This is a genomic window from Streptomyces sp. NPDC051662 (genome assembly GCF_040681655.1).
In the GTDB taxonomy this organism is placed as follows: domain Bacteria; phylum Actinomycetota; class Actinomycetes; order Streptomycetales; family Streptomycetaceae; genus Streptomyces.
Genome location: NZ_JBFAZD010000019.1, coordinates 137,536 through 162,300, shown reverse-complemented (window position 1 = coordinate 162,300; position 24,765 = coordinate 137,536). Strand labels below are relative to the sequence as shown.

Sequence of the window (24,765 nt, the reverse complement as noted above, 5' to 3'; positions counted from 1 at the left end):
CGCCGAAGGAGAGGATGCGAGTCGGCCGGAGGGAGACACGGCCCCTCCGGTCGACCCATTGTGAGCATGCCGAGCCGGGGCGACGTGACCGCGGCCGGACCTCCCATTTGCCGCCAGGACTCAGCAGCGACCGTCCCTTGAAGGTCTCGTTGATCGATTCGATGACCTGTCGCAGCGGCTTGAACAGGTGCGCCAGGCCGTTCCTGTGCACCTTTACGGGCAGGCCGCAGCAACTGGACTCCATGCTCGGACGGTTCACGTTCGAAACCACGGCCGAAGTAGTTCTTGTCGCCGATGAGAGTCCGTCGGGGGCGCTCTCGCAGAAGCCCGCATTCGGCTGCCAGGAGGTCAAGGAGGGTCTCGCGTTCGTCGGCCTTGGCCTCGGTCAGGGCGGAGGCGATGGGAAGGCCCTGAAGGGTGCAGACCAGGTGCAGGAGCGGGCCCCAGAAGAAGCGGCTGTGGCTGGCGCAGTAGCCGTATTCGGCCCAACCTGCCAGGTCGGAGCGTTTGATGGTCTCGTGGGAGCGGCCGCATTCCACCGGGGTGGAGTCCACGCCCCATACGTCGTCGCTCCACACCGAGGTGGTGGTGGCCAGGATCCGGTTGACGCTTCGCATCAGACCGGCGGCCATGCGCAGCCGCTTGTTGTAACCGGGCTGCTGGGGCAGGCAGGGGAGAGGTGGCGCAGGTGGGCACGGGCATGGCGGAGCCATTTGGCCTCGGATGTGTAGCCGAGTATGGCCCGCATCGTGGCGAGGGTGACCAGTTCGGCATCGCTCAGGCGGGGCGTAATGCCGACCGGCGGCGCCACGGCGCCAGGTCGTGATGCTCCTTCAGCATGTCGTCGGTCGTCGCATAAAGTGCTGTCGCGAGGGTGTCCACGTCGTTCGTCACAAAACGATCTTGGACACCCTCGTTCTCGTCTCCGCAGACACCCCTTGGACCACACCACCAGGAGGAACCAGTGTCATACCCGCAACTGCTCACCCCCGAGGAGAAGCTCGCCGACGCGAAGAAGCTGTTGAGCCTCCCGCGTATCGTCGTGATCTGCGGCTCCACCCGCTTCATGACGGAGATGAACGAGGCCGATCTGCGGGAGACCAAAGCCGGAAGGATTGTCGTCAAACCGGGCTGTGACATGAAGTCGCCGCACGAGCTTTGGTCCGATCCTGTCGAGGCGGAGGCGCTGAAGGTTCGACTCGACGATCTGCACCGGGCGAAGATCCGGCTCGCTGATGAGGTGCTCGTAGTCGGCGACTACATCGGAGACAGCACCCGAGCCGAAATCGCCTACGCCCGGTCGCTGGGCAAGCCCGTGCGGTTCACGCACCCCGAAGTCGACCCTGACGCCTGACCGCCCGCTGCCACCTCGACAACCAGGGCAGGCAGCCCGCCGCCCGACCGTCTCGCGGTGGCTTCGGCCGCCGCCCACCCCACACCCTCCGCTGGCATCCCTTGGAATTGATCATCTAGGTGACGAGGGCGGCGAGCATGGCCATGTCGTCGTCGCGGGGTCCTCCGGTCCACCGGTGGATGTCGTCGGCCAGGGCTTTGATGACCGCGTCGGGTGCGGGCTGTCCCGATGCGGGGAACTCGCGCAGCACGCGGGCCGGGTCGTAGAAGGAGCCCTCGTTGTTACGGGCCTCGGTCACACCGTCCGTGACGAACACCAGTACATCGCCCGGCGAGAGCGGGAACACCTCGGCGGGCGAGCGCCGGGTGTGCAGATCGCCCATGCCCAGCGGCAGGTCCGGCTCGACGGCGGTGAGCGGGCGCACCCCGTCCGCGCCGATGAGATACGGCTCCGGGTGGCCGCGGTTGACCAGTCGTACCGTATCGGAGCCCGGCGCGACCTCGGCGAAGAGCGCCGTGACGAAGCCCTCCCGGCGTTCCGTCCCCTCGCGCAGCTGTTTCTCCCGGCTGAGCGAGTCCTCCAGCCGGTTCGCCAGGTCGCCGAGATCCTCGACGTGGTGAGCGGCCTCCCGGAAGGCACCGAGCATGATGGAGGCCGCCGTCACGGCGCGGACTCCTTTGCCGCGCACATCCCCGATGAGGACCCTTACACCGAACGGTGTGTCCTGGATCGCGTAGGCGTCGCCGCCGATACGTGCCTCCGCGTCGGCCGCTTCGTACCGGGCCGCCACACGGAGGGAACCGATCCGCTCGGGCGGGGCGGGCAGTACGGCCCGCTGGAGTGCCTCGGCCACCGACTGGGCGACCTGGAGGCGCCGGACGTACCGTTCGATGACCCGGTTCACATCGAGACCGATGGCCGCGGCGAGCAGCACATTGATGATCTCGGTCCAGCCGATGACATGTCTCGCTCTTCCCGACGCGAGTTCCACGGCCACGGTCGCCGCGAGCGCCAGCAGCGCGATCCAGGCGGTCTGGCGGAACGTCATGGTCGCGCCCGCGAAAACGCAGGTCACGGCGAGCAGCGGAACACCGCTGTAATCGATGGGTGTGGAGAGGTCGAAGACGACGGCCAGGACGACGAGGGCCGGCGGCGTCCAGCGCACATAGGACGGCCAGTGGGAACTGAGTCGGTCCATGGAACGTGTCCCCCAGCGGGTCGGCGAACCGGCGGGTCGCGGTCCTGTCGCTCCGTCATTTGTAACCGCCGGGATGACGCGCCTAACGCCGGGCCCGGGGCGGGAGCCGGTTCAGGGGCGTGCCATGGGTCGGTGGGGCGGTGGCGTTGTCCGCCCGGAGCGTTCTCCTCGAACGCCCGGAACCCGCCCCGGGGAAACGGGGCGGGTTCCGGGCCGGGACATCCGGGCGGCCGGTCGCGGGCTCCGGACAGGGCCTGGACGAGTAAGTCCGAAGTGACGTGACCATGTAGGTTCGCCGGTTTGGTGGTCGGGGCGGTTGGAAATGCGGTGAGGCGCCCGGCTGCGCCCGCAGCCGTGCTCGGCCAGTTCGCGCAACCTGCCGCCGAGCGCCCTTTCCAGTGATCAGATATCGAAAATCGGCGGGGAAATTCGCCAGAAAGTTCTCCTCCGTCGAGCCCAGATTTCCGAAGCACGTAGTCAGGCCCTGTGCGCGGAGCAGTCCGTAGGTCACGTCGCGCACCGTTTGCCGCGCTGCGCCAGGCCGGTCGGCTTCGGTTGGTCATCACAGTCTCCTGCGCAGTTCGGCCGACGGGTCGGCGACCATGACCAAACGCCCCAGAGCCACGGTGCGCGACGTTTCCGAAGAACGAGATCGTGATCGAATGTACGGCGCGGCACACTGTCCGCACCGGCCCGCCAAGCCCGTCCTGAGAATCCCCGTGCTTCAAACGGCAAGAACCCTGTGCGGGCCCTTTACGCCGTCAATGCTCGCCGCCGAACACCTCATCGACGAGCCTCTCCATCGCCTTCAGGAACGCCCCGGCCAGGGACATCGTGGCGTCGTCCACATAGTTGAGCGAGGCGGTGAGGGTCTTGCTGCCGTCGAGCGTGCTGTACATCAGCGCCGCGTGGCCCGCGGCGCCGCCGTTGTGGAAGAGGAGGGTGCCGCCGTTGGGGCCCGCGTCCTGCACACGCAGCCCCAGGCCGAAGCCGCTCTCGGGATGCGGTGTGCGCATCTCGGCCAGCAGCCCGGCCGGCAGGAGCTTGCCGCCGGCCAGCGCGGAGATGAACGTGTGGAGGTCCTGGGTGGTGGAGATCATGTCTCCGCCGGCGGAGATCCAGGAGGGGTTCTGGCGGGTGATGTCGACCGTCTTCTGCCGGCCGGCTTCCTCGTATCGGTAGTAGGCGTGGGCGTGCGGCTCGGGGATCTCCGGCGAGGTGTACGGCACCACGGTGTCCGACAGGCCGAGCGGACCCAGGATCCGCTCCTGCGTCTCCTCGGCGCACGAGCGGCCGGAGACCTTCTCGACCAGCAGCCTGGCCAGCACGTAGTTGGTGTTGGAATAGCTCCAGCCCGTCCCTGGCTCGAACCGCGCCGGCTTGGACAGCGCCAGCCGTACCAACTCCTCCGGCGGGTAGGTCTTGAAGCGGTTGTCCACCCACTCCTGGCCAGAGATGGTGGAGGGGATCCCCGCTACGACCGTCCCGTCCTCGAAGAGCTCGCCGGTGAAGTTGAACACTCCGCTGGTGTGCTGCAACAGCATCCGCACCGTTATCCGCCGGTCAAGGGCGAACTCGGGCAAGTAGTCGGCCGCCGGGGTGTCCAGGTCGATTCTTCCTTCGGCCACCAGCTGCAGCACCAGGGTCGCGGTGAAGGTCTTGGTGTTGCTGCCGATCCGGACGTACCCGTTGACCGGCGGCTTGGCAGCCTCGCCCAGCCTGGCCGCCCCGGCACTGCCGACCCACTCGCCCCGCTCATCGTTCACGCGCAGCGACACCCCGGCGAGACCGGAATCGACGATCTGCTGGATGGCCTTCTGCAGCTCCGGGCGGTCCTGTCCGGCAGCGGAGTTCTCTGTGGTGTGGAGGGACTCGCTCATGGTCATTCCTCTATCTCGCGACAGTTGGCCCTGGTGGCTACCGGCCCCTTTCGAGGCGGCCTCGCGATGAGCGTGCACCCTGACCCGAGGTCAAGGTCAACCTCCATCGCCCGGTTGAACGCCCTGGTCGAGCCGAACCTGCGTGCGGCCGGCATCCATATCCCGCACCAGTAACGCCTTCTCGGCTTGTCCTACCTTCCAAGCATGGGCCTGAGCTGGTTCTTCGTAAGATCAGCGGGCCTGGGGGGGGGCTGGGTGTGGCGGTGAGCTTGTCGCCGTTTGATGGCTCAGAGGACTTGGCCGCCCGGAGCCCCGCGACGACTCGACCGCTCATTGGGGTACGCGACTCGATCGCTGTGCAGGACGAACGTCGGGGGCTCGGGCGGCATCGGACGGGGCAGGAGCGTCAGGACAGGATCGGGATCAGACCCACGGCGAACACGACGTAGAAGCCGGCTGCCGTCGCGAGGCGGGCAGGAGTGAGCTTGTGGGCGCGCATGGTGGCCAGGAGGTAGACGATCGCGGCCATCGTGATGATCCCGGACCACAAGAGGGCGCCGTCGAAGTGCCACGTGGTGAACAGCAGGCCGATGCCGCTGGGGACGGTGGCCTGGATCATCATCGAGCCGGAGATGTTCGCCAGCGCCAGCTTGATCTTTCCTTGGCGTACCCAGATGACCGCGTTCATGATCTCCGGGAGTTCGGTGGCGATCGGGGACAGGAGCAGGGCGGTCACGGTGGCGGACAGGCCGAGCATCGGGCCGATGACATCGAGCTGTGCCACGAAGTAGTGCGCGGCGAGGAAGATCACGCCGAGGCTGGCCAGGGTCTGCGCGACCACGGCCCAGGTGGCGGGAGACGCCTTCTTGGGCTGGAACTTCAGCGGCTCCAGTTCCTCGTCCTCCTCGTCGCCCTCGTCCGCGCGGCTGCTGCGGATCTCGCGCCAGAAGTAGACGGCGTAGGCGGCGAAGAACAGCACGCCGAGGGCGGGCTTGAAGGCGAAGGCGACCAGGCCGAGCGAGACCTTCACGATGAAGATCGGCAGGAACCACTGCTGGTCCTTGGCCAGGCGCTTCATGTCTTTCTCTTCGCCCAGCGCCTCACCGCTGTCGGGGCCGCTGGGCGGCATGCCGGTATCGGCCAGGACGAGCAGGCGTTCCCTGCGGCGCTTGAGCAGGAGCACCGCTCCGGTCACGCCGTAGGCGACGGTGGCCAGCGCGAGGGGGCCGCCCATCGCAGCACCGACGCCGATGTTCTTGGCCTCCTCGGTCGTGCCGGTGGTGACCGCGACAAGGGTGACCACGGATTCGGGCAGGGCCGTGCCGAAGGCAGCGAGGACCGTGCCGACGGCCATCTTGCCGACCTTGAGCCTTTGGCCCAGCCACTCGACCGCGTTGACGAACCACTCACACGAGAGGTAGATCGCCACCGCGCACACGATGAGCAAAACGAAATGGATCACGGGACTCGGTCGTCCTTCCGGTGTCGGCGGGACACCGAAGGACGACCAGCGCGGGGCGGCGGTACGACTTCGGCCCCGCCGATGCACTAGTTGTCATCGACAAAGGGCCGAAGGTCTCACCCGCCCTCATCCCTGACAGATGTGGGCCCGGCCACCGGGAACCCCGCTCGGGATTCCAGCATGTCGACGACCGGTTTGCGGGGTTACTCCCCTTCGCGGTTGTTCATCCTACACATAATTCAACTGCGGTAAACGCGAAGTATCCGATGAATTGTCGATTCTTTACCCTGGCGTTGCGGTGGTCCCGAGGCCGGAGCCGGCGCGCAACGGGGTGGGGCCTGAAGAACCGGCGGGGGCGTTCATCGCAGCCGAGTCGGGCACGGTTCCGCGCCGCTGGGGGTGGCGCGGAACAGTGTGAGCCGCAGCGGTGGCAGCGGGGGGCTTCGCCGCAGTCAGGCCGGGCTCGTCCGGTCCGTGAGTGTCAGGGCGAGCACTTCGCCTGGTAGTTGTTCACGCTGTCCTTGACGAGACGCGTGGCCTTGGAGGCGTTGTCGTAGCCGTTCAGCTCGACCTCCTTGGTGCTGCCGAGCTGCTTGTAGACGTTGAAGAACGCCTCGATCCGCTGCCGTTCCATGGACGGCAGGTCCTTGATGTCCTTGACCTCGGAGTAGGTGGGGTCCACGTCGTCGACCGGGACGGAGATGATCTTCTCGTCGGCCTCACCGTCGTCGACCATCTTCAGTACACCGATCGCCCGTACGTTGATGACCGCGCCGGACTTCAGGGGCTCGCGGGTCAGGACCAGCCCGTCGAGCGGGTCCCCGTCGCCGCCCACGGACTGCGGCACAGAGCCGTAGTTGGCGGGGTAGGCGACCGGCATCGACATGAAGCGGTTGACGACGAACTGGCCCGTCTCCGGGTCGATCTCGTACTTCGTGATGCTGTCCTGCGGTATCTCCACGACGACGTTGAAACCGTCCTTCGGGATGTCCTTGGCCGCCGGCTGCGGGAAGGCCAGGGGGTGCACGTACCCGCCCGGGGTTGACGGCCAGCAGTCCGCTGCCGCAGACGAGTTCGTGGCGGAATTCGACGCGGTCGTCGCACCGGATGACGTCACTGCCCCCACGGCGAGGACGGCGATGACCGGAGTGGCGATCATGGCTGCGGAACGGAGAAACGGTCTTGACATGACAAATCCTAACTAAACGCCTCAATGACGACAGTGAATGTGACAGCTGTAGGTGTACGGATCTCGACTCCGTGGTGACGATTCGAAGTTGAGGTGTGCGGGCTCTCACGACCCGGGACTGGTCGGCTGATCGGCGCCGAGGCGGTGGGTCAGAGCCAGTGCCGGCGGCGTAAAGCGCGGTGGATGAGCGAGCACGCCAGGACAGTGGCTCCGATGGCGATGGCGCTGATACGGCCGGGGCCGTTTTGCCGCAGCGGCGCCTCGAGCGGGGCGACCGCTCCGCGCAGATTCAGGAGCTCACGCCTGAGCTGGTAGATCCGGCCGATGTCCCTGCTGTGCTCAGCCGTGTACGTGTCGGCCTCGGCCCGGTCGACACGCGCCGCCAGCCACGGGACGACTTCCAGATACTGGTCCACCAGCGTGCTGGTCAAGGCCCACAGCACCACGGCGGGCCCGTGGGCGAGAAGTTCGGGCCGGGCACCGAGCCGCTTGCGCACGCCCACGAGATGACTGGAAGGCCCGTGACGGACGACGACGATGAAGCCCTCGCCCATGAAGACCATGACCTCCCCAGCGGCGATGAGGTCGTCTTCCGTGTCGGAATGGATGTCGTCGTGCTGGGCGACGACAGCGGATTTGGGGACGAGGAACAAGGCGCGGCCATAGCGCTCCAGCGTGGGCCGCTGGTGCGCGTGCAAGGCGTCCTCGACGGCGAGTGGGTGCAGGTCGAAGGCGTCCGCGACGGACTGGAACCGGCCGGCACTGGGGGCGTGCAGGCCGACCCATACGCATCGGTCCCGCTTAGCACGAACCGCTGGCACGGCCCGGTGCAGCGGAAGCAACTCGGGCCTTTGGCGGCCCGGTTCGTACAGGGCGCAGGTCACCACCGCGCCGGAGGGGGTGGTGTCGTGGCCCGTCATGGCTGCACCTGCAACGCGTACGTGGCCCGCCACGGCCAGGCGTGCGGGGTGAGTATGCGAGCGCACATGGCTGGCGTGAAGTGCGAAGTGCCTCACGGGTCTCGTCCGGGCCTTCCCGCGCTACCGGCGGGGGCTTCGAGGACGACCGCTCAAGGGCAAAGGCGGAAGCTTCGACCCCGCCGACTCGCATACGTCGTCGACAAAGGGCCGAAGGTCTCGCCCACCCATACCGCTACGGCACGGGCCCGGCCACCGGGAACCCATCAAAAGGTTCCAGTATGTCGACGACCGGTATCACAGGGCTACTCCCCTTCGCGGCAGCCATAGTACACACCGTGTGGCGAGCAAGCACATGCTGGATGTGGTCGGACGCGCGCAGACCAGGCCGACCTAACGACGAGTCAACCGGATCAGCTCAAGTGACCATCCCTAAGCGGACGCTCTCGGCGCGAGCGCGGCGATGCCACTCCCAGTCTCCCGGGTTGTCCTCCGGGGACGGCCGGTGCTGGGGTGCCAGGGGCGAGGACGGCAAAGGCTCCGGCATCCAGGTCGGCCCGTATCCCGCCGGACAACCGGACGCTGGGCGGTGTGCGCGGGACGAGGAGTCTGCCGCAGTGCGGGAGGTGCCAGTCGTCGGCGAGTTCACGCAGGTCGACGCCGAGGTCGTCGCTCCCCAGGCATTGGCAGAGGTTTGCCAGTTGTACGAGGCGCTGGAGTTGGTCGGCGGTCACGCCCACCGATGAGCAGTACTTCCGGATGAACCGCGGGAGGCAGCGTGCCGGCCCCTGACCGCGTTACGCGATCCGATTTCGCTTGGAGCCGGCGGACGGCTTCCGCCGGAGTCGCTGTTTACTTCACCACGGAGATGAACTCAGACTCAGCGATCGAATCCCTACGCGGACCATGACTCCTCCAGGATTTCTTCGATGATCCGCGCCCACTCCGATTCCTCGGCTGCAAACGGGATCGGATCGAAGGAGTTGATCTTCTCTTTGAAATGGGTTTCCAGTTGATCAAGGTCTGCATCTGAACGACAGGCGTCTGTGAACTCCTGAAAAGCAAGAAGAGTGTGGACGAGCGACTCCACATCCCGATGGAGGTGCACATACGAGTCAAGGGGATCCCCTTCCGGGAACGCATACACCATCCCGTCCGCCGGGTTCAGTGCGATGACCATGTATGAGAACCAGCCCAGCTCAAGCCAGTTCTCGCACTGCGAGGGAAGTTCCTCGGCGTGATGCGCATATTTCTCCGAGAGCGAGATCGGTGCGCCCTCGGCTCGCGTCATGAATTGCTCATCGTGCGGCAATCCGATAGAACTCAGAAAATTCGCCGTGTTCTCATGGAGATATGCGTCGGTTTCGTAACGCGGAAAATAGACAACGCCGGTGATTCCGTAGCGACCGATCAGTTCTTCGGGCGTGATTGCGTGATGCATGGACAGGCCTTACCTATTTGCCCTCGGTAACCAATTGAGCGTTCCGAGTGGAGCTTGATTGGTTCACTGCAGCCGACGAGTATGCTTTCCCCTCTGTCGCCGGGGTCGACATGGCGCCCTACCGCGTAGTTGCGGCCCCTATTACTTCAGTTGTCGTTCGAGACCTGCTTTCTGGGCATGAAGGGTTGCCCAGCCTGTTGCGGTGATGATGTCGCGGGCGATGTCGACGGCGTTGCGTCCGTCGGTGGGGATGCGATGGACCCACGCTGGAGCGGTGGTCTCCAGGTGGGAGGCCATTCTCGCGCCGCGGGTCAGGTGGGCGTCGAGTTGGCTGCCGATCTCGCGGCCGCTCAGACGCTGCTGGGCGGTGGCGTCGTTGGCGGTCAGTAGCACTGCGATGATGCGCGGGGTGCCGCCTATGGCCCGGGCGATCAGGTCGGGTTCGAGGACGGAGACCGTGTTCGTGTAAATCAGCCTTCGGCAGCCGAGGGTTGAGTAGTTGCGCCACAGGGCCGCCAGGTTCGCCTCTGTGATCCGGGAGCGGGATGGGTCTTCGGGGGGTGCGGGGAAGATCTGGTCCAGGTTGTCGCCTTCGACCAGCGCGTGGGCGATCTGTGCGGCTTGGAGTTGCGCCGAGACCTCCCAGCCGGCGGTGGTCTTCCCGACTCCGGCTCGTCCTCCGATCAAGAGTGCTTCCGGTCGCTCGTCATCGGGCATGAGTCGGCCTCCTTCGTCGTGGGGGCGCCGGTACTTGGCAGCGCAGGCGGTCGGGTCGTTATGGCTGGTGTCATGCGCTTGGCGATTGCGGTGGTGGTGCCATCGTGTCCTGGCTTGATGACGTCGTCGCCATTCGGGCCAGCGTAGATGGAAGCCGAGGTCCCGGTTCTCGGGTATTCGCATCGGCATGATGAGCGTCAGGAGTCGCTGGAGTTCGGGCACCACGCTCGCCGCGTCCCCCCATTGCGACACGAACTCCGCGCGCAGCCGCTGGGAGGTCTCGGCGACGGGTGACGTCGCCGGGAGGATTCGGTCGTCGTACATGCCGAACCGTACCTGGGTCACCGGAGCCGCCAGCAGCACCAGGAGGGCGAGTGCCCCAGCGGCCACCAGGGCCGGGCGCCGCGTCACCGCGCGCGGCCGGGCACACCCCGAACCACGTCGGAGGATCGACCGGCTGCGGGTCATGGTCCTGGGGGTACGGGAGGAATACCGCGGCCGTGGCATCGAACTGCTCCTGGGCATGGAGCTGTCCCGCGACGCACAGCGGAACGCCTCGCCCGGACCCCGGATAACTCCGACAGCTGACCCACACCGGCCGTCCTGTCCGCGTCACTGCGCCGACTGTCGCGAGGGGGTCGGGAGTGAGCACTGAAGAAACCCGTGGTGACAACTTAGGTAAGGCTCACCTAACATGACTCTGGTCGTCTTCGGGCCCCACTCCGAGAAGCCGGTCTCCCCTTCCTGTCCGAATCCAGGGCACGGCTCCGCGCATCGGTGTGCCGTGCTCCCTCTCCCGAAGGAGACATGCAGCGCATGTCCATGCCCCGCAGCGGCCGTCTGGCCGCCCTCGCCGCTCTGACCGTCGTGTCGGTGGGCGCCGGTGTCCTCGCCGTTCCCGCTTCCGCCGCGCTGGGAGTCCTCGCCGCCGCCCCCGCCGCCGCGTCGGCGCAGGACAGCGGGACCTCGTCCGCCGCCGCCCCGATCCTGGTGACCGGGCAGACCGCCTGGGGCTTCAAGGCGTCCTGGGTCCGGTATGTCACGGGCATGGGTGGCTCGGTGAACGTGGACGGCGGCGCAACCAAGGATTCGGCCGGTCTGATCAGCTACCCCGTCAAGCACGGCTCGGTGCACCCTGCCCGGCGCGCCGCCGATGTGCGCTTCGGTGGTTCGGTCACCTACTCCGTACCCGGGCACGGCATCACGGCGATCACCCTCGCCAACCCCCGGGTCGTCCTCAAGGACGGCAAGGGCACACTCCACATGGACGTGACCACCGACCTCGTCGCCGGTGAGGCCCCCGTGACCACGGAAGGCGTGCCGCTCGCCGCGCTCACCGCGTCCGCCGGCGCCCTGGACGGCGCCACCCTCGACTGGACCGGCATCACGGCCACCCTCACCGACGAGGGCTCGAAGATCTTCACCTACCAGGGCCGGCCCATGTACGCGGCCGGCACCGCGCTGGAGACCGTCGCCGTCGACGGTACGGTCGGCGTCCCCACCCTGACGGTCAGCCAGGTCGCCGGGCTGGGGGCCGAGACCCGGGTCACGGTCACCGGCAAGGGCTACCAGCCCGGCCGCGGGGTGTACCTGGCCCAGTCCATAGCCATGCCCGGCACCACGTACCCCAGTGTCTTCGGCAACGCGGCGTACGTTCGTCAAGTCGGCGCCGACGGCACGTTCACCGTGACGATGAAGCTCACCGAGACGTTCACGCCCTCCGGCGCCCCCGTCGTGGACTGCCGTACCACCGCCTGCTTCGTCACCAGCTTCAACTCGCACGACGGCGGTGACCGCACCTGGATGTCCTCACGGGCCCAGGATGTCGCCCAGCCGCTGAAGTTCGGCGCCGCCACCGTGACCACCCAGCCCAGCTCGCGTACCGTCCGCTCGGGCGCCACCGCCGTCTTCTCCGCCGCCGCGAGCGGCGCCGACTCGGTCCGCTGGGAGCGCAGTACCGACCGGGGCGCGACCTGGAGCGCCGTCCCCGGTGCCACCTCCACCACCCTGTCGGTGAAGGCGACCGGCGCGCTCAACGCTCACCGCTACCGCGCCGTGTTCGTCAACGAGTCGGGTGCGACGGCCACGTCGTCCGCCACGCTCACCGTGTCCGCCGTTCCCACCCGGATCGTCTCCTTCAACGCCTCGCCCGAGCCGGTCGGCAAGGGCGGCACGCTGAAGGTGACCGGTACCCTCCAGACCGCTGGGGCGACGGACGACGTCTGGCGCCCGCCGGCCCGGACGTCCGTCGTGATCGAGACCCTGCCCTCGGGCAGCCGGACCTGGAGCAGGGCCACCACGGTCACCACCAGCGGCACGGGCACCTTCTCGGCGTCGGTCACCGCCACCAAGGACAGCCAGTGGCGGGCCCGTTATGCCGGAACCGCCGACCGCGCCGCGGCCGTCAGCTCCAGCGACTACGTGGACGTCAAGCTGCGGACCGCCATCTCCGGCTTCAACGCGGGCCCCGAGCCGGTCCGCAAGGGGCGGACCATCACGGTGACGGGCACCCTGCGTAGCCTGAACGGCACCTGGAAGAACGCGGCCGCCCAGTCCGTGGACATCCTGTTCAAGGCCGACGGCTCCCGCACATGGACCAAGCAGTCCACGGTGCGCACCAACAGCCGCGGCATGTTCTCCAAGGGGTTCACCGCCAAGAAGGACGGCGCCTGGAAGGCCGAGTTCAAGGCCACCTCGTCCCGCCTGGGCGTCACCAGCTCCAGCGACCGGGTCGACGTCCGCTGACCCGCGCCCGGCCGTACACCGGCCCCGGGCGGCCGGTCACCAGCGAGCGCCGACCGGCTGCCCCGGAGCACGGACCCGAGGCACGGCACCACGGAGCCACCGCACGGAGAAGGCCCGCGACACAGGGCAGTTCACCTTCCTCCGGGACGCGGCACTCCCGCCGGACCTGAGCGCGGGTGGGGCACAACGGAATTCAAAGGGAACTCATAGGTGCGAGCTTGTGACGAACGAGCAGGAGGCGCAGCGGAGTTGACGCCGTTGACCGAGTTAATGGAACGTTGAACCACTGAGTCCGCCGAGTCCCATCCGACACTGCCTGGAGGCCCGGAACCATGTCCCAGAACCACCCCCGCCCGTCCCGACGCACGCTTCTCGCCGGCGCCGCCGCCGCGCTCGCGGTAGCGGCCAACGCCGGCACGGCGAACGCCGCTTCCGGCGCCCCGGCTCGCGCGTACCCGACCGAGTTCCCGCTTCCCGACGGTCTTCTCCCCGAGGGAATCAGCATCGGCGAGAAGCCGTACGCCTACATGGGATCGCGCGCCAACGGTGCCATTTACCGAACCGATCTGCGCACCGGCAAGGGCGGGTTCATCCACGCGGGGGCCGCCGGCACCGTGGCCATCGGGCTCAAACTCGACCATGACGGCCTGCTCTACGTCGCCGGAGGCGGCGGGGGTTCCGCGCGGGTCATCGACTCCCGAACCGGCGAGCTCGTGACCACGTACCAACTCACCGACCCGACCGGCCATTTCATCAACGATGTCATCCTGCTCGGCGGTCGCGCCTGGTTCACCGACTCGCGCGACAGCGTGCTCCACGGCGTACCGCGCGGCCGCGGCGGAGAGGTCCTCAGACTGCCGCTCAGCGGTGACTGGGTCCAGCTGCCCGATGTGAACAACGCCAATGGCATCGTGGCCACCCCCGACGGCCGGGGGCTGATCGTCGTCAGCAGCACATCCGGCACGCTCTACCACGTGGACCTCAGGACCGGTCGCGCCACCGAGATCGCGCTGAGCGGCGCGGACAACGTCCTGAACGGCGACGGTCTCGTCCGCATCGGTCGTACGCTGTACGTCGTGCAGAACCGGCTGAACCTCATCAGCGTGTTCGATCTCGACGCCAAGGTCCGCTCCGCCACTCTGCGCCGTACGATCACCGACCCCCGCTTCGATGTCCCCACCACGGCCGCACGCTGGGGCGATCGCCTCTACCTCGTCAACGCCCGCTTCACCAGCCCCCAGACGCCGGAGACGACGTTCAACGGTGTCGCCGTTTCCCTCTGACGCGGGGGCGCTCCGGACGACGCGCGGGACCGACGACTCCGCCGCGCAGGTCGGCTGAGGCGCGCAGCTCCGAGGCTCCCGACGTCGAAGGCCCGCCACGGCCGGCTGTGGCGGGCCTTCAGCGGCCGCGACGCATGCGGTTCAGGCGGTTCAGGCCCGCCCGGCCCCGGGGGGCCTCGCCGGTGCGTGCCGGTGGGGCGGGCGGCCTGGCCGTCCGCTCGCCCGCCGGGTGGGACAGCCGCTCGGCGAGGGAGGCGATGGTGGGGTGCTCGTACAGAGTGACCAGTGGTACGTCGGTGCCGAGCCGGCCGATGAGATGGGTGTGCACCGTGGCCAGGCTGAACGATGTGCCGCCCACGTCGAAGAAGTTGTCGTGCACGCCGACGTCCTCGATGCCCAGCACCCGCCGCCAGATGTCCCTGATCCCGTTCTCCATCGCGGTGGCCGGCGGTGTGCCGTCGGGTCGTGGAGCCGTCGTCGCCGGGCAGGGCAGGGCCCGGCGGTCGATCTTCCCCGCGGTGGTCACCGGCAGCTCCGGCAGCGCGAGGAGTGTCGTGGGCACGAGATGGAACGGCAGCAGCCCGGCCAGGTGGGCGCGCAGGTCCCCAGGAACGTCCGGGATACCGTCCCGCCGTACCACGTATCCGACCAGGCGCGGGGTGCCGTCCGCTGCCTCACTCACCGCCACGGCCGCCTGCGCCACCGCCGGATGGGCGGTCAAGGCGGCCTCCACACGGGCCGGTTCGACGCGGTGGCCGCTCACCTCCATCTGGTCGTCGAGCCGGCCGAGTACCTCGATGGAGCCGTCCGCGCGCGGCCGGGCACGGTCGCCGGTGCGGTGCATGCGGGCACCCGGCACGTCCGACCGGGGATCCGGAACGAAGCGGTCGGCGGTCAGGGCGCACCGGCCGAGGTACCCGTGCGCCAGACCCACGCCGCCGATGTACAGCTCGCCCTCCTCCCCGGCGCCGACCTGGCGCAGCTCACCGTCGAGGACGTAGGCGGTGACGCCGTCCAGCGGGATGCCGACCGGAACGACCGCGTCCGCGAAGCCGTCGGGCACCCGGTGGACCAGGGAGGTGATCGTGGTCTCGGTGAGCCCGTAGGCGTTGAGCAATGACACCCCGCTGTGCCGCGTCCACGCCGCCACCGAGGCGGCGTCGACCCGCTCACTGCCGACGACCATCAGCCGCAGCGCGGGCAGCGGGAAATGTTCCGAGGGAAAGAGGGTGGCCGACCACCGTTGCCAGTAACCGGCCGGGAGGTTGGCCACGGTGATGCGCTCCCGGTCCAGCAGGGCCGTGGCTTCGGAGGGCGCGGGCGGGTCGGGACTGACCACCACACAGGCCCCGGCCAGCAGAGTGGGGAAGATCTCCTCGGCCGCCACGTCGAAGGAGAGCTGCGCGAAGTGCAGCACCCGGTCACGCGTGGTGAGGGAGAGCCGGCGAGCATGCCCGACGCGTGGTTGGCCAGGGCCTGGTGCGGGACGGCCACGGCCTTGGGCTCGCCGGTCGAGCCGGAGGTGTGCAGGACATAGGCCAGGTCGCCGGGCCGCACTCGGGCCGGCCGCCACTCCTGTCCGCCGGGCGGCCACGGCTCCGCTCCGCCGCCACCGTCCTCCTCGTCGAGACGGACCGCTATGCGGGTGTGACCGAGGTGAGCCCAAAAGGGGCCATGTCAGCCGACCCGGGACGGGACACCGTCGTGTCCGCTGTGGACAGCTTCGGGAATCGGGGGCCGACTCAGCGGGCCGTCGGAGCCGGCAGCGCGACCGCCTCACGCAGCTCGGCGGCGGCCTGGGCCATGAGCTGAGCGAGGGTGGTGTCCGGCTTGGCTAGCCAGCGAGGCATGGCGCGCCGGTGGATCGCCAGCACCACGTCGATGATGAAGCGTGCCTTGCCGGGCTCGACGCCGCGGCGCTCAAGCGCCGGCGCCAGCGCGTCGGCGATGTCGGCGAGCTTGATCAGATCGCGCTCAGCCAGTGCCGGGTTGGCGGCGATCACTCTTCCCCGGCGCAGCAGGAACTCGCGCGGGCGGAAGATCTCCTCGGCGGTTCCCAGCGCGGTCAGCAGCGCCTCGATCGGCGTGAGGCCCGGGTCGGCCGACTCGACCTGGGCGACGAGGTGGGCCTCGAGTTCGTTACCAGCGAAGAGGACTTCCCGCTTGTCGGGGAAGTAACGGTAGAAGGAGCGCTCCTTCAGGCCGGCGGCGCCCGCGATCTGCGCGACCGAGGTGCGCTCGAACCCCTGTGTCTCGAACAGCTCGAGCGCCGCGCGCTCGAGCCGGCCTTGTGCGTCGGATTCCCATCTCGGCATGCCCACCAGGGTACGACAACAGCATCTGTTGTCACGATGATATTGTCGATGACAACAGATGCTGTCATCATTCGGGAGATCGTCATGAAGGCTCTTCAGTTCGACCGGTTCGGGTCCCCGGACGTGATCGTGCTCCGCGACGTCCCACAGCCGGAGCCGGGACCCGGTCAGATCCGGATCGCCGTGCGGGCGTGCGGTCTGACACCGGCCGACTGGCACGTCGTCGACGGTCTCCTCGCCGACCATCTGCCGTCGCTGCCGCGCGGGCTCGGATTGGAGATCGCGGGCACGGTCGACGCGCTCGGTGAGGGCGTCACCGGCGTCCGGATCGGCGACCGCGTGTTCGGCCCGGCCACCTTCGACGGTCCGACGGCCGGTGCTGCCGAGTACGCGCTGATGCCGGCCTGGGCACGTATCCCCGAAGGCGTCACCGTCGAGCAGGCCGCCGCGTTGCCGATGGCGGCCGAGACGGCGTGGCGCGCGCTCGACGACCTTGGCGTCCAGCCGGGTGAGCTGCTGCTCGTCCACGGCGCGGGTACCACCGTGGGTGAGGCGGCGGTGCGCTTCGCGCTGCACCGGGGTATTCGGGTGATCGCCACCGCCGGGCAGACCCGGGCAGCAGCTCTGGGTGAGATCGGCGCCCAGGTTGCCGCCTACGGCGAGGGCATGGCAGGACGTGTCAGGGCACTGTCCGGAGGCCGCATCGATCGTGCCCTCGACGCGGCGCCGACCGGGGGCCGGATCGACCGCGCCGACCAGCCCAGCCCGGCCGGCGGCTCACTACCGACCCTGATCGAGCTGACCGGGGATCCCGACCGTGTCCTCACCGTCTCGGACTTCGCCGCCGCGGCCGAGCTGGGCGTCCGGATCACCACCGAGATCCGCTATGAGCAGATGGACGAGTTCGCCCGGCTCGCCGGCGGAGGCATCCTGGTCGTACCGGTCGCCCGCACCTACAGGCTCGACCAGATCCAGGAAGCGGCCGAGCTCAGCCAGTCCCGCCGACCCGGCGGCAAGCTCATGCTCGTCCTGTGATCGCCCTGCCGGCCTGACAAAGCGAGACCACCTCGACGAGGAGCGGGGCAGGCCTCTTTTCCAGGCCGACCTCAAAGCCGCTCCCGCGTGTTCGCCGCGAACCCACGGGTCAACCCCGAGAATGGCGTCCCTGGACCCTCGGGTTCCCGCTGAAGAAGCTTCAGTTTCCGCGAACTCGCGGGGATCGAGGCCCCGGTCTCCTATCTCTGACCCCCGGTGCAAAGTAGCTGCCGCTCTCTTCTGCCCTCCCGATGCTTCATGTCCGTCCGGTTCGTTAGGCGGAACGAGTAGTCGGCGGAGGGGAGGGAGCGTTCATGCGCCGGGAGTGGTCGCCAGAGGACGTGGTGGCGTGCTGGACGCCGGTGGGTAGCGACTGGGACCTAGTCGCGAACAAGTCCGGCCCGACCCGGCTCGGCTTCGTTATCTGGAGTCACTGAGGCACTGTCCAGGACGTGCAGCACGTACGGGTGAAGCCCCCTCGGCCCCGTCCTGGATGGGATTACCTTCCGTCATCCCCGGAACCCGGCCAGCACGGCCGACCAGACAGCAACAGAGTCCCGCCATACCCGCTGAGCAGTACGGACGCTGAATCAGCGCCGCCTGCGCGCAGGACGGCTCTCCGGCCGCGGGGCCTGCACTCGCGTGTGCCCTGCACGCCCTCAACGAGGTCTCCAACGGCGTCGGGCCGGGCCCCGCCGCCGCGGTGCTGCCCATCTCCTGACCGGACGGATCCGTGCTCGGCCAGTTCGCGGCCGACACCCAGGACGCGGAGATCCTGGCCAAGCGCGTGCACGAGATGTCCGCCGACCGGTCGTACTCGCGGCGGGTCTTGCGTTGTATCAGGATGGCCGGGGTGCTGTCGAAAGGCTGGCATCGGGCGCGGTGAGCGCGGTGCACACCGGGTGTGGTGCTGACGCGCGAGGTGCAGCCCTGACCGCGCCGTCCCGTCTATGCCCTGATCGAGCGCGGCCCGCTCGGCGTCGTCCAGTTCAGCGGTGCGCAGGACGTCCCCGGAGGAGATCCCCGATCTCGTCGGGACGCTGTGGCGTCAGACCAGGCACGGGCCATGATCGCTTGCGTATGCGGGCGGAGCTGCCGCTGATCATGTCGTGCGGATCGGTCCTGCACGGTGGGTTCCGGTAAGCAGAGCTTCGGCATGCTTGCGGAAAGCGGTGACCAGACGGCTGCGGTCGCCGGTGCGCGTGGCGAGTACGACCTGGCTCGGTTCGACCCCATGCAACGGGACGGTGGTGAGGCTGGGATGCAGGCCGGTCGCGTGGTCGAGGGGCGGCCCGATGGCCACGGCCTGCCCGGCGGCGATGAGTTCGTGTTTGTCCTCAAGGGCTTCGACCAGGGGGCCGTCGGGCGCGGGCCGCCCGTCGGGCCGGGGATCGAGCCGCCAGTAGGCGTTCAGCAACGGGTCGGACTGGCGTACGTGGGGGATCGGCTCGTCGGCGATGTCGCCGAGGGTGACCGACTCCTTGCCGGCCAGACGGTGGTCCCGGGGCACGACCAGTACGCGCGGTTCGTCGTAGAGGACGGTGACGCGCAGCTGGTCGGTGGGGAACGGCAGGCGCGTCACCACCGCGTCGACGCGGTGCTCCAGCAGCGCGCCGCGCGAGTCGTTCCAGGCGAGCAGGCGGGTGTGGACCTCGGCATCGGGATTGCGGTCGAGCAGGGCGCGCACGGCCGGAGTGATGACCAGCCCCTTGGTGTAGCCGATGGTGATGCTGCTGGGCCGGGCCGCGGCCCGGGTGCGGGCCATCGCCTCGACCGCGGCGCGCAGCACCCCCTGGGCCCGGGGCAGGAAGACCTCGCCGGCCTCGCTGAGCCGGGTGCCGCGCGTGGTGCGGTCGAGCAGGCGGACGCCCACTTGCTGTTCGAGGCGGCGGATCTGCCGGCTCAGCGACGGCTGGGTGGTGTGCAGCGCTTCGGCGGCACGGCCGAAGTGCTGGTACTCGGCGACCACCGTGAAGCACTGCACCAGCCGGAGGTCGAGGTCTACGGGTGCGGGGAAGCGTTCGGACACCACCCCACTCTAGCTGGCCTTATACGCAGCCTGTATTACATGTGTCGGAACAATCATTGGACTGCGCGCTCGTCGCGGCCGCACCGTGGTGACCATGACATCGGACAGCGTGACACCGTTTCGTATCGACATTCCGGACAGTGCCCTGGAGGATCTGAAGGACCGGCTCCACCGGGTACGCCTTGCTGGCCGGGAGACAGCGCCGGACAGCAGCCAGGGGGTGCAGCGGGAGCGCCTTGAGGGGCTGCTGGAGTACTGGGCCACCGGGTACGACTGGCGCGATCTGGAGCGGCGGCTCAACGAGCTGGGCCAGTTCCGCACGACCATCGACGGTCTCGGCCTCCACTTCATGCACGTACGCTCACCCCGCCCCGACGCCACCCCCCTGTTGCTGCTGCACGGATGGCCGGGCTCGTTCCTGGAGTTCCTCAAGACCGTCGGCCCGCTCACCGAGCACGGCTTCCACCTCGTCGTCCCCTCGATGCCCGGCTACGGCTTCTCCGACCAACCCGCCTCGACAGGCTGGGGCCCGGACCGGATCGCCCGCGCGTACGGCGTGCTCATGTGGCGCCTCGGTTATGACTCCTACCTGGCCCAGGGCGGCGACTGGGGCGGTGTCGTCGCGACCCGCATGGGGGCGCAGCGCCTGACGGGCCTGCGTGCGATCCACGTCAACTTCCCTGAGTTCCTCGCCGCACCACCGGTCGGCGACGCCCCGACCCCTGAGGAGAAGGCCGCACTCGAACAGGGCAGCCGCTTCTTCGCCGTCCATTCCGGATACCACGTCGTGCAGCGCACCCGGCCGCAGACCATCGGCTACGCCCTGACCGACTCCCCGGCCGGGCAGGCCGCCTGGATCTACGAGAAGTTCCTCGACTGGGCCCGGCCCGACGCCCTCACCCCCGACGAGATCCTCGACCACATCTCCCTGTACTGGTTCACTGGCACCGCTGCTTCCTCCGCCCGCCTGTACTGGGAGTACGCCCGGCAGCCGCTCGCTCTGACCGAGCTGGACCTTCCCGTTGGGGTCAGCGTCTTCCCGGACGAACTGACGCGTACCCCGCGCATCTGGGCCGAGCGCGCCTATCACGACCTGCGCTACTTCAACGACGACATCCCCGCGGGCGGCCACTTCGCCGCCCTGGAGCAGCCTGAGCTGTTCGTCGAGGAGATCGTCAAGTTCGCGCGGACGGTGGCCGCATGAAGACGGTCGTGATCACCGGGGGCACGGACGGCATCGGGCGCGGCCTCGCCCGTATCTACCTTGAGCGTGGGGACCAGGTCGTGGTCGTCGGGACGGACAAGGCCAAGGCCGAGCCCGGCGCCTGGTTCATCCGGGCCGACCTGGAGCTCATCGACGAGAACAGGCGGCTGATCAACCGGCTCTCCGCCGAGCTCGACACGATCGACGTCCTTGTCCTGGGTGCCCGGTTCCAGCGCTCCAGGCGTAGGGAGACCGCCGACGGCCTGGAGTCCAACTTCGCGCTGACCTACCTCAGCCGTTTCCTGCTCAGCCACGGCCTGGCCGGCCTACTCGGCCGCGCCGCGGATCCGGTCGTGCTCAACTTCGGCGGCGCCGGGCGTTTCGGGCCCCCACGTTGGGACGACCTTCAGCAGCGGACGCAGTATCACGGCCTCACCGCGATGATCCAGGCCGGGATCCTCAACGCTGCGCTCGCGGTCGACTTCGTCGGCCGTCACCCCGCCATCCGGTACGTGAACACCTTCCCCGGCACCGTCGCCACGAGCTTCGCCGGCGATTACGACGAGGCCGAGGCCGCGCAGATCGGTTGTCTTCGCGCGACCGGTAAATCCGTGGAGACCGCCGTCAAGGAGATCCTGCCGTTCCTGGATTCCGGCGCCCCGGGCCACCCCGTCGCCGTGAGCGAGGGAAGCGCCGTCCCCCTGGACCCTCAGGCATCCTCCCTCGCCGACGCGCGGCGGCTCTACGACTACACCCGGGAGGTGCTTGCCCGATGAAGTGGGTCAGCTACCGCTCCGCCGACGGCTCCACGCGCTGCGGCGTGGTGCACGACAACAGGATCCACGCCGTGGGCTTGGGCCTGTTGAAGCTGCTGCGCGCCGAAGGCGGGCTGGAGGCCGCGGCAACCAGAGAACCGTCTGAGATCGTCGAGTTGGCTACGGCCGACCTGCTGCCGCCGATACCGGTGCCCCCGGCGGTCCGGGACTTCGCCGCGTTCGAACGTCACATCAGTAACGCGGGTAAGGCAGCCGTTGGCGACGGCAGGGTCAGCCCGGTCTGGTACGAGTATCCGCTCTTCTACTTCTCCAACCCGGCGGCGATCAAGGGACCGCACGACGAGGTCCCCATCGCCCCGGGCGCTCAGTTGTGGGACTACGAGGTCGAGGTCGCCGCGGTGATCGCCGGGGACTGCTCGAACCTTGACGCCGCCACCGCGGAGAATCACATAGCCGGCTACCTGGTCTACTGCGACTGGAGCGCACGCGATATCTCCGCGAGCGAGATGGGGTTCGTGTACGGCCCGTCCAAGAGCAAGGACGCCTCGACCAGCCTCGGCCCGTTCCTCGTCACCCCCGACGAACTGGAGCCCTACCGCTCGGGCAAAGGCTATGCCCTGCGGATGGACGGGTACGTCAACGATGAGCATTACGGCGGCGGCAGCTGGGACGAGATCCACTGGTCGTTCGGCGAGATGCTGGCGCACGCGTCGCGCGGCACCTCGCTGCGAGCCGGTGACATCCTCGCCAGCGGCCCCGTGGGCACCGGCTGCATCCAGGAGTTGTCCGGCCGCCGCCGCTACCTGGCACCGGGAGACACGGTCCGGATCGAAGTGCAGGAACTCGGCGCGATCTCCGCACGGATCACCGCGCCAGAGCCGTCCTGACGTACCGGATGCACCAAAAACGATCTTGACCCTTCCACTTGTCTGGAGACCACCGAGATGCGTCTCGCCAGCACCTTCGCTCGCGCTGACATGGATCTGAACGCCGTCCGCGAGGTCAGCCTCACCATCAACGCGACCCACCTGTTCGTCTACTTCATCCCCGAGGCACCGGAAGAGGCCGCCAAGCTGGGCGTAACCGAGTACGCACCGGCGTACTTCGCGTTCCGGTCAGCCCCGATGGGCGCAGTCCCATGGCAGGTCACACTCGCGGCCTTCTACAACTTCAGCCCGCGGTCGGTGCAGGTCATGGCAGGCGTGTGGGACACAGCGACGCCAGAGGAGTGGCAGGCCGCTCGCTTCGCAGCCGTCGATCGTGCGTTGCAGCGCGTCGACGTGAGCCTCACCGCCGATCAGATCGCCGAGGCACGATCGCTGATCGCCCCGGTCGTCGCGAGCGCCGACTACGCCGGGAAGACGATGGCTGCCGCCAACGCCTCGGTCCCCCTCCCAGCCGATCCGCTCGTCGCGCTATGGCAGCAGATCACGGTGCTGCGCGAGTGGCGCGGCGACGCGCATGTCACCGTGCTCGCCGCCAACGACCTCGGGCCGTGTGACTGCAACGTTCTGCAAACCGCGACAGGTCACTTCCCGGAAGCGATCGCGCGTGCCACCCGGCTGTGGGACGACGAGGAGGTGGCTGCGGCAACAAAACGCCTCGTTGCTCGCGGCTGGCTCAACGCCGACGGCACCGCTACCGATGCCGGCATCGCGGCGCGCGAGCAGATCGAGGTCGAGACCGACGAGCACTGCGCGGCGCTGTGGACGCCGATCGGCGACGCCAACATCCGTCGCCTCACCTCGCTCATCATGCCGATCCACGACGCGTTCACCGCAGCCAGGACATACCCCTTCCGCGTGGAGAGGGGAGACACGCAGTCCGCCGATCCGGAGGCCGCCAGGTAGGCCCCGTTCTCGTGTAACCGCGACGAACGGACAAGTAGCAGGGTGACGCTGAGGGCTGAACCGGGCGCGAGGGCCGAGGGCACAGCGATCATCGGTAGCAGTGATTCCGCTTATCGGACTTCCGGTGCGCCTGACGGCTCGTCAGCGCGGTGCCGCAGTAAATGCCGGATTTACTGCGGCGGAGCCCCTGCCGTGATCACCGCGACCTGCGGCGGGCCATTCCGGCCGCCGGGGCGAGGTGTACGCATTTACTGCGGCAGTCCCGGGAAGGCGGAGCGGGCATGACAATCGAACCGGTGACCGAGCTCGGGAACGAGGGCGCACTTCGGTTGCCGCGCGCTCGGGTCGTACCTCTGTCCGCCCCGCCCGCGTCGTACACCGCGGCGGTCGAGCGGTACCTCACCGGCGCGGGCATCGCGAAGTCCTCCCCGCGGATCTACCGGATCTCGCTGACGACCTGGGGGTGGATGCTCACCGGTGAACCGGCGCCGACCGGAGCCGCCCGCCGGGGCGCGGAGCCGCCCGTCTTCCCCGTCGCCGCGATCGACGACCTGGCGCTGCCCGAGGTGCTGGCCGAGCTGGCGGCGGCGCGGGCGGACGAGATGGACGCCGACACCGTCAACCGGGAGTTGTCCATCGCGCGCAAGGCGATCGGCTGGTGGCAGCGCCAGGGCTGGATCGAAGGCGACCCGACGATCGGCATCGAGCGGCGGCCGGCACCGCCGGACCGCACCAGGGCTCTCGCGGAGAATCAGATCGCTGCCCTGTGGCGCCTCGACGTCGCGCTGCGGGAGAAGACGCAGTGGAAGATGCTCTACGAGTCTGCCGCACGGGCCGACGAGGTGCTGTGCCTGAACGTGGAAGACCTGTACCCGGAGGACAAGCGGGGGAAGATCACCGCCAAGGGCGGGACGACCGAGTGGATTCACCGGCAGTCCGGCACCGCCCAGCTCCTGCCCCGCCTCATCGCCCGCCGCACCCGCGGCCCGCTGTTCCTCACCGACCGCAAGGCGCCGGCCGGAACACCGACGCTCGACGTGTGCCCGGAGACCGGCCGGGCCCGGCTCTCCTACCGCCGCGCTGAGGAGATCTTCGAGGAGAACACCCGGCTGCTGGCCAACCCCCTCGCCTCACCCGACGACATCGAGGACCTGGACGGCTGGACCCTGCACCGGCTACGGCACAGTGCCCTCACGCACGACGCGGAAGACGGCACCTCCACCCCGATGCTGCTGGCCCGCTCCCGCCACGCCTCGGTCCGCTCCCTGGAGCGATACGCACGGCCCGGCGTCGACTCGGTCGCTCGGCACGTCGCCGAACGCGACCCCGCTGCACGTCGCCGCACGTAGATCCGAGCGGATCAGGGCTTC

The 24,765-nt window shown here is 68.7% G+C and carries 21 protein-coding genes and 3 pseudogenes; 11 read left to right on the top strand and 13 right to left on the bottom strand.

The features are described 5' to 3' along the window. Window positions 1-130: 130 nt before the first annotated feature. Window positions 131-894 (bottom strand): annotated as a pseudogene (locus tag AB0M67_RS28600) (IS982 family transposase); the annotation flags it as partial. A 70-nt stretch (window positions 895-964) separates the two neighbouring features. On the opposite strand from AB0M67_RS28600, the gene AB0M67_RS28595 reads away from it, so the two are divergent. Further along, window positions 965-1,354 (top strand): hypothetical protein, encoded by a 390-nt coding sequence (locus AB0M67_RS28595; protein ID WP_189838735.1) that lies wholly within the window; start codon window positions 965-967, stop codon window positions 1,352-1,354. A 115-nt stretch (window positions 1,355-1,469) separates the two neighbouring features. Here AB0M67_RS28595 and AB0M67_RS28590 read toward each other — a convergent pair whose 3' ends face one another. The 5 genes from AB0M67_RS28590 to AB0M67_RS28570 form a co-directional block, all read right to left on the bottom strand. After that, window positions 1,470-2,552, bottom strand: a complete 1,083-nt coding sequence (locus AB0M67_RS28590; RefSeq protein ID WP_365750036.1) for a PP2C family protein-serine/threonine phosphatase — start codon at window positions 2,550-2,552, stop codon at window positions 1,470-1,472. 761 nt (window positions 2,553-3,313) lie between these two features. Beyond that, a complete protein-coding gene (locus AB0M67_RS28585) occupies window positions 3,314-4,432 on the bottom strand; it encodes a serine hydrolase domain-containing protein (RefSeq protein WP_365750033.1) in 1,119 nt (372 codons plus the stop codon). Between the two features lie 406 nt (window positions 4,433-4,838). Continuing rightward, window positions 4,839-5,894, bottom strand: coding sequence for a sodium:calcium antiporter (locus tag AB0M67_RS28580; RefSeq protein WP_365750031.1), 1,056 nt, complete (start codon window positions 5,892-5,894; stop codon window positions 4,839-4,841). A gap of 481 nt (window positions 5,895-6,375) precedes the next feature. Then, window positions 6,376-7,083 (bottom strand): inorganic diphosphatase, encoded by a 708-nt coding sequence (locus tag AB0M67_RS28575; protein ID WP_365750029.1) that lies wholly within the window; start codon window positions 7,081-7,083, stop codon window positions 6,376-6,378. Between the two features lie 149 nt (window positions 7,084-7,232). Next, a complete protein-coding gene (locus AB0M67_RS28570) occupies window positions 7,233-8,003 on the bottom strand; it encodes a CorA family divalent cation transporter (RefSeq protein WP_365750027.1) in 771 nt (256 codons plus the stop codon). A 614-nt stretch (window positions 8,004-8,617) separates the two neighbouring features. On the opposite strand from AB0M67_RS28570, the gene AB0M67_RS28565 reads away from it, so the two are divergent. Beyond that, entirely contained in the window at window positions 8,618-8,746 is a 129-nt protein-coding gene (locus tag AB0M67_RS28565; RefSeq protein WP_365750025.1) for a hypothetical protein, read from the top strand. A gap of 149 nt (window positions 8,747-8,895) precedes the next feature. On the opposite strand, the gene AB0M67_RS28560 is transcribed toward AB0M67_RS28565, so the two are convergent. Continuing rightward, the gene (locus AB0M67_RS28560) at window positions 8,896-9,441 is read right to left on the bottom strand and encodes an SUKH-4 family immunity protein (protein WP_365750023.1); all 546 of its coding nucleotides are present in this window, start codon (window positions 9,439-9,441) and stop codon (window positions 8,896-8,898) included. Between the two features lie 141 nt (window positions 9,442-9,582). Continuing rightward, window positions 9,583-10,158: a hypothetical protein gene (locus AB0M67_RS28555; protein WP_365750057.1), complete on the bottom strand. Its 576-nt coding sequence runs from the start codon at window positions 10,156-10,158 to the stop codon at window positions 9,583-9,585. Window positions 10,159-10,974: 816 nt separating this feature from the next. Here AB0M67_RS28555 and AB0M67_RS28550 point away from each other — a divergent pair. Continuing rightward, a complete protein-coding gene (locus AB0M67_RS28550) occupies window positions 10,975-12,903 on the top strand; it encodes an HtaA domain-containing protein (RefSeq protein WP_365750021.1) in 1,929 nt (642 codons plus the stop codon). A gap of 332 nt (window positions 12,904-13,235) precedes the next feature. Then, window positions 13,236-14,186 (top strand): SMP-30/gluconolactonase/LRE family protein, encoded by a 951-nt coding sequence (locus tag AB0M67_RS28545; protein WP_365750019.1) that lies wholly within the window; start codon window positions 13,236-13,238, stop codon window positions 14,184-14,186. Window positions 14,187-14,304: 118 nt separating this feature from the next. Here the strand turns inward: AB0M67_RS28545 and AB0M67_RS28540 are convergent, their stop codons facing one another. The 4 genes and pseudogenes from AB0M67_RS28540 to AB0M67_RS28525 all read right to left on the bottom strand — a co-directional run bounded on the left by AB0M67_RS28540 (window position 14,305) and on the right by AB0M67_RS28525 (window position 16,501). Then, complete coding sequence (locus AB0M67_RS28540; protein ID WP_365750055.1) at window positions 14,305-14,622, bottom strand: acyl carrier protein; 318 nt, start codon at window positions 14,620-14,622, stop codon at window positions 14,305-14,307. 84 nt (window positions 14,623-14,706) lie between these two features. Continuing rightward, window positions 14,707-15,615 (bottom strand): annotated as a pseudogene (locus tag AB0M67_RS28535) (AMP-binding protein); the annotation flags it as partial. Window positions 15,616-15,647: 32 nt separating this feature from the next. Then, window positions 15,648-15,827: pseudogene (locus AB0M67_RS28530) on the bottom strand (AMP-binding protein); the annotation flags it as partial. A 101-nt stretch (window positions 15,828-15,928) separates the two neighbouring features. Next, the gene (locus tag AB0M67_RS28525) at window positions 15,929-16,501 is read right to left on the bottom strand and encodes a helix-turn-helix domain-containing protein (protein ID WP_365750017.1); all 573 of its coding nucleotides are present in this window, start codon (window positions 16,499-16,501) and stop codon (window positions 15,929-15,931) included. A gap of 84 nt (window positions 16,502-16,585) precedes the next feature. Here AB0M67_RS28525 and AB0M67_RS28520 point away from each other — a divergent pair, with 84 nt between their 5' ends. Together AB0M67_RS28520 and AB0M67_RS28515 are read left to right on the top strand one after the other, a co-directional pair. Then, a complete protein-coding gene (locus AB0M67_RS28520) occupies window positions 16,586-17,536 on the top strand; it encodes an NADP-dependent oxidoreductase (protein ID WP_365750053.1) in 951 nt (316 codons plus the stop codon). 733 nt (window positions 17,537-18,269) lie between these two features. Further along, window positions 18,270-18,422 carry a hypothetical protein gene (locus tag AB0M67_RS28515; RefSeq protein WP_365750015.1) on the top strand — a complete coding sequence of 51 codons (153 nt, stop codon included), beginning with the start codon at window positions 18,270-18,272 and terminating at the stop codon, window positions 18,420-18,422. Between the two features lie 216 nt (window positions 18,423-18,638). Here the strand turns inward: AB0M67_RS28515 and AB0M67_RS28510 are convergent, their stop codons facing one another. Beyond that, a complete protein-coding gene (locus tag AB0M67_RS28510; protein WP_329823996.1) occupies window positions 18,639-19,565 on the bottom strand; it encodes a LysR family transcriptional regulator in 927 nt (308 codons plus the stop codon). Between the two features lie 94 nt (window positions 19,566-19,659). Here AB0M67_RS28510 and AB0M67_RS28505 point away from each other — a divergent pair, with 94 nt between their 5' ends. The 5 genes from AB0M67_RS28505 to AB0M67_RS28485 all read left to right on the top strand — a co-directional run bounded on the left by AB0M67_RS28505 (window position 19,660) and on the right by AB0M67_RS28485 (window position 24,744). Beyond that, window positions 19,660-20,769, top strand: coding sequence for an epoxide hydrolase family protein (locus AB0M67_RS28505; RefSeq protein WP_365750013.1), 1,110 nt, complete (start codon window positions 19,660-19,662; stop codon window positions 20,767-20,769). Beyond that, on the top strand, window positions 20,766-21,545 hold the full coding sequence (locus AB0M67_RS28500) for an SDR family NAD(P)-dependent oxidoreductase (RefSeq protein WP_365750011.1): 780 nt from the start codon (window positions 20,766-20,768) through the stop codon (window positions 21,543-21,545). Before AB0M67_RS28505 ends, AB0M67_RS28500 begins: the two co-directional genes overlap by 4 nt. Further along, complete coding sequence (locus AB0M67_RS28495) at window positions 21,542-22,432, top strand: fumarylacetoacetate hydrolase family protein (RefSeq protein ID WP_365750009.1); 891 nt, start codon at window positions 21,542-21,544, stop codon at window positions 22,430-22,432. The genes AB0M67_RS28500 and AB0M67_RS28495 overlap by 4 nt, the downstream gene beginning before the upstream one ends. A gap of 57 nt (window positions 22,433-22,489) precedes the next feature. Next, complete coding sequence (locus AB0M67_RS28490; protein ID WP_365750007.1) at window positions 22,490-23,395, top strand: hypothetical protein; 906 nt, start codon at window positions 22,490-22,492, stop codon at window positions 23,393-23,395. 281 nt (window positions 23,396-23,676) lie between these two features. Beyond that, window positions 23,677-24,744 (top strand): tyrosine-type recombinase/integrase, encoded by a 1,068-nt coding sequence (locus AB0M67_RS28485; RefSeq protein ID WP_365750005.1) that lies wholly within the window; start codon window positions 23,677-23,679, stop codon window positions 24,742-24,744. Window positions 24,745-24,765: the final 21 nt, after the last annotated feature.

Excerpts from the sequence above, each read along its gene's own strand:
- AB0M67_RS28590 (WP_365750036.1), bottom strand. The coding sequence starts at position 2,552 with ATGGACCGACTCAGTTCCCACTGGCCGTCCTATGTGCGCTGGACGCCG.
- AB0M67_RS28575 (WP_365750029.1), bottom strand. The coding sequence starts at position 7,083 with ATGTCAAGACCGTTTCTCCGTTCCGCAGCCATGATCGCCACTCCGGTC.
- AB0M67_RS28495 (WP_365750009.1), top strand. The coding sequence starts at position 21,542 with ATGAAGTGGGTCAGCTACCGCTCCGCCGACGGCTCCACGCGCTGCGGC.
- AB0M67_RS28570 (WP_365750027.1), bottom strand. The coding sequence starts at position 8,003 with ATGACGGGCCACGACACCACCCCCTCCGGCGCGGTGGTGACCTGCGCC.
- AB0M67_RS28560 (WP_365750023.1), bottom strand. The coding sequence starts at position 9,441 with ATGCATCACGCAATCACGCCCGAAGAACTGATCGGTCGCTACGGAATC.
- AB0M67_RS28555 (WP_365750057.1), bottom strand. The coding sequence starts at position 10,158 with ATGCCCGATGACGAGCGACCGGAAGCACTCTTGATCGGAGGACGAGCC.
- AB0M67_RS28585 (WP_365750033.1), bottom strand. The coding sequence starts at position 4,432 with ATGAGCGAGTCCCTCCACACCACAGAGAACTCCGCTGCCGGACAGGAC.
- AB0M67_RS28545 (WP_365750019.1), top strand. The coding sequence starts at position 13,236 with ATGTCCCAGAACCACCCCCGCCCGTCCCGACGCACGCTTCTCGCCGGC.
- AB0M67_RS28500 (WP_365750011.1), top strand. The coding sequence starts at position 20,766 with ATGAAGACGGTCGTGATCACCGGGGGCACGGACGGCATCGGGCGCGGC.
- AB0M67_RS28550 (WP_365750021.1), top strand. The coding sequence starts at position 10,975 with ATGTCCATGCCCCGCAGCGGCCGTCTGGCCGCCCTCGCCGCTCTGACC.
- AB0M67_RS28490 (WP_365750007.1), top strand. The coding sequence starts at position 22,490 with ATGCGTCTCGCCAGCACCTTCGCTCGCGCTGACATGGATCTGAACGCC.
- AB0M67_RS28520 (WP_365750053.1), top strand. The coding sequence starts at position 16,586 with ATGAAGGCTCTTCAGTTCGACCGGTTCGGGTCCCCGGACGTGATCGTG.
- AB0M67_RS28485 (WP_365750005.1), top strand. The coding sequence starts at position 23,677 with ATGACAATCGAACCGGTGACCGAGCTCGGGAACGAGGGCGCACTTCGG.
- AB0M67_RS28525 (WP_365750017.1), bottom strand. The coding sequence starts at position 16,501 with ATGCCGAGATGGGAATCCGACGCACAAGGCCGGCTCGAGCGCGCGGCG.
- AB0M67_RS28540 (WP_365750055.1), bottom strand. The coding sequence starts at position 14,622 with ATGGAGAACGGGATCAGGGACATCTGGCGGCGGGTGCTGGGCATCGAG.
- AB0M67_RS28505 (WP_365750013.1), top strand. The coding sequence starts at position 19,660 with ATGACATCGGACAGCGTGACACCGTTTCGTATCGACATTCCGGACAGT.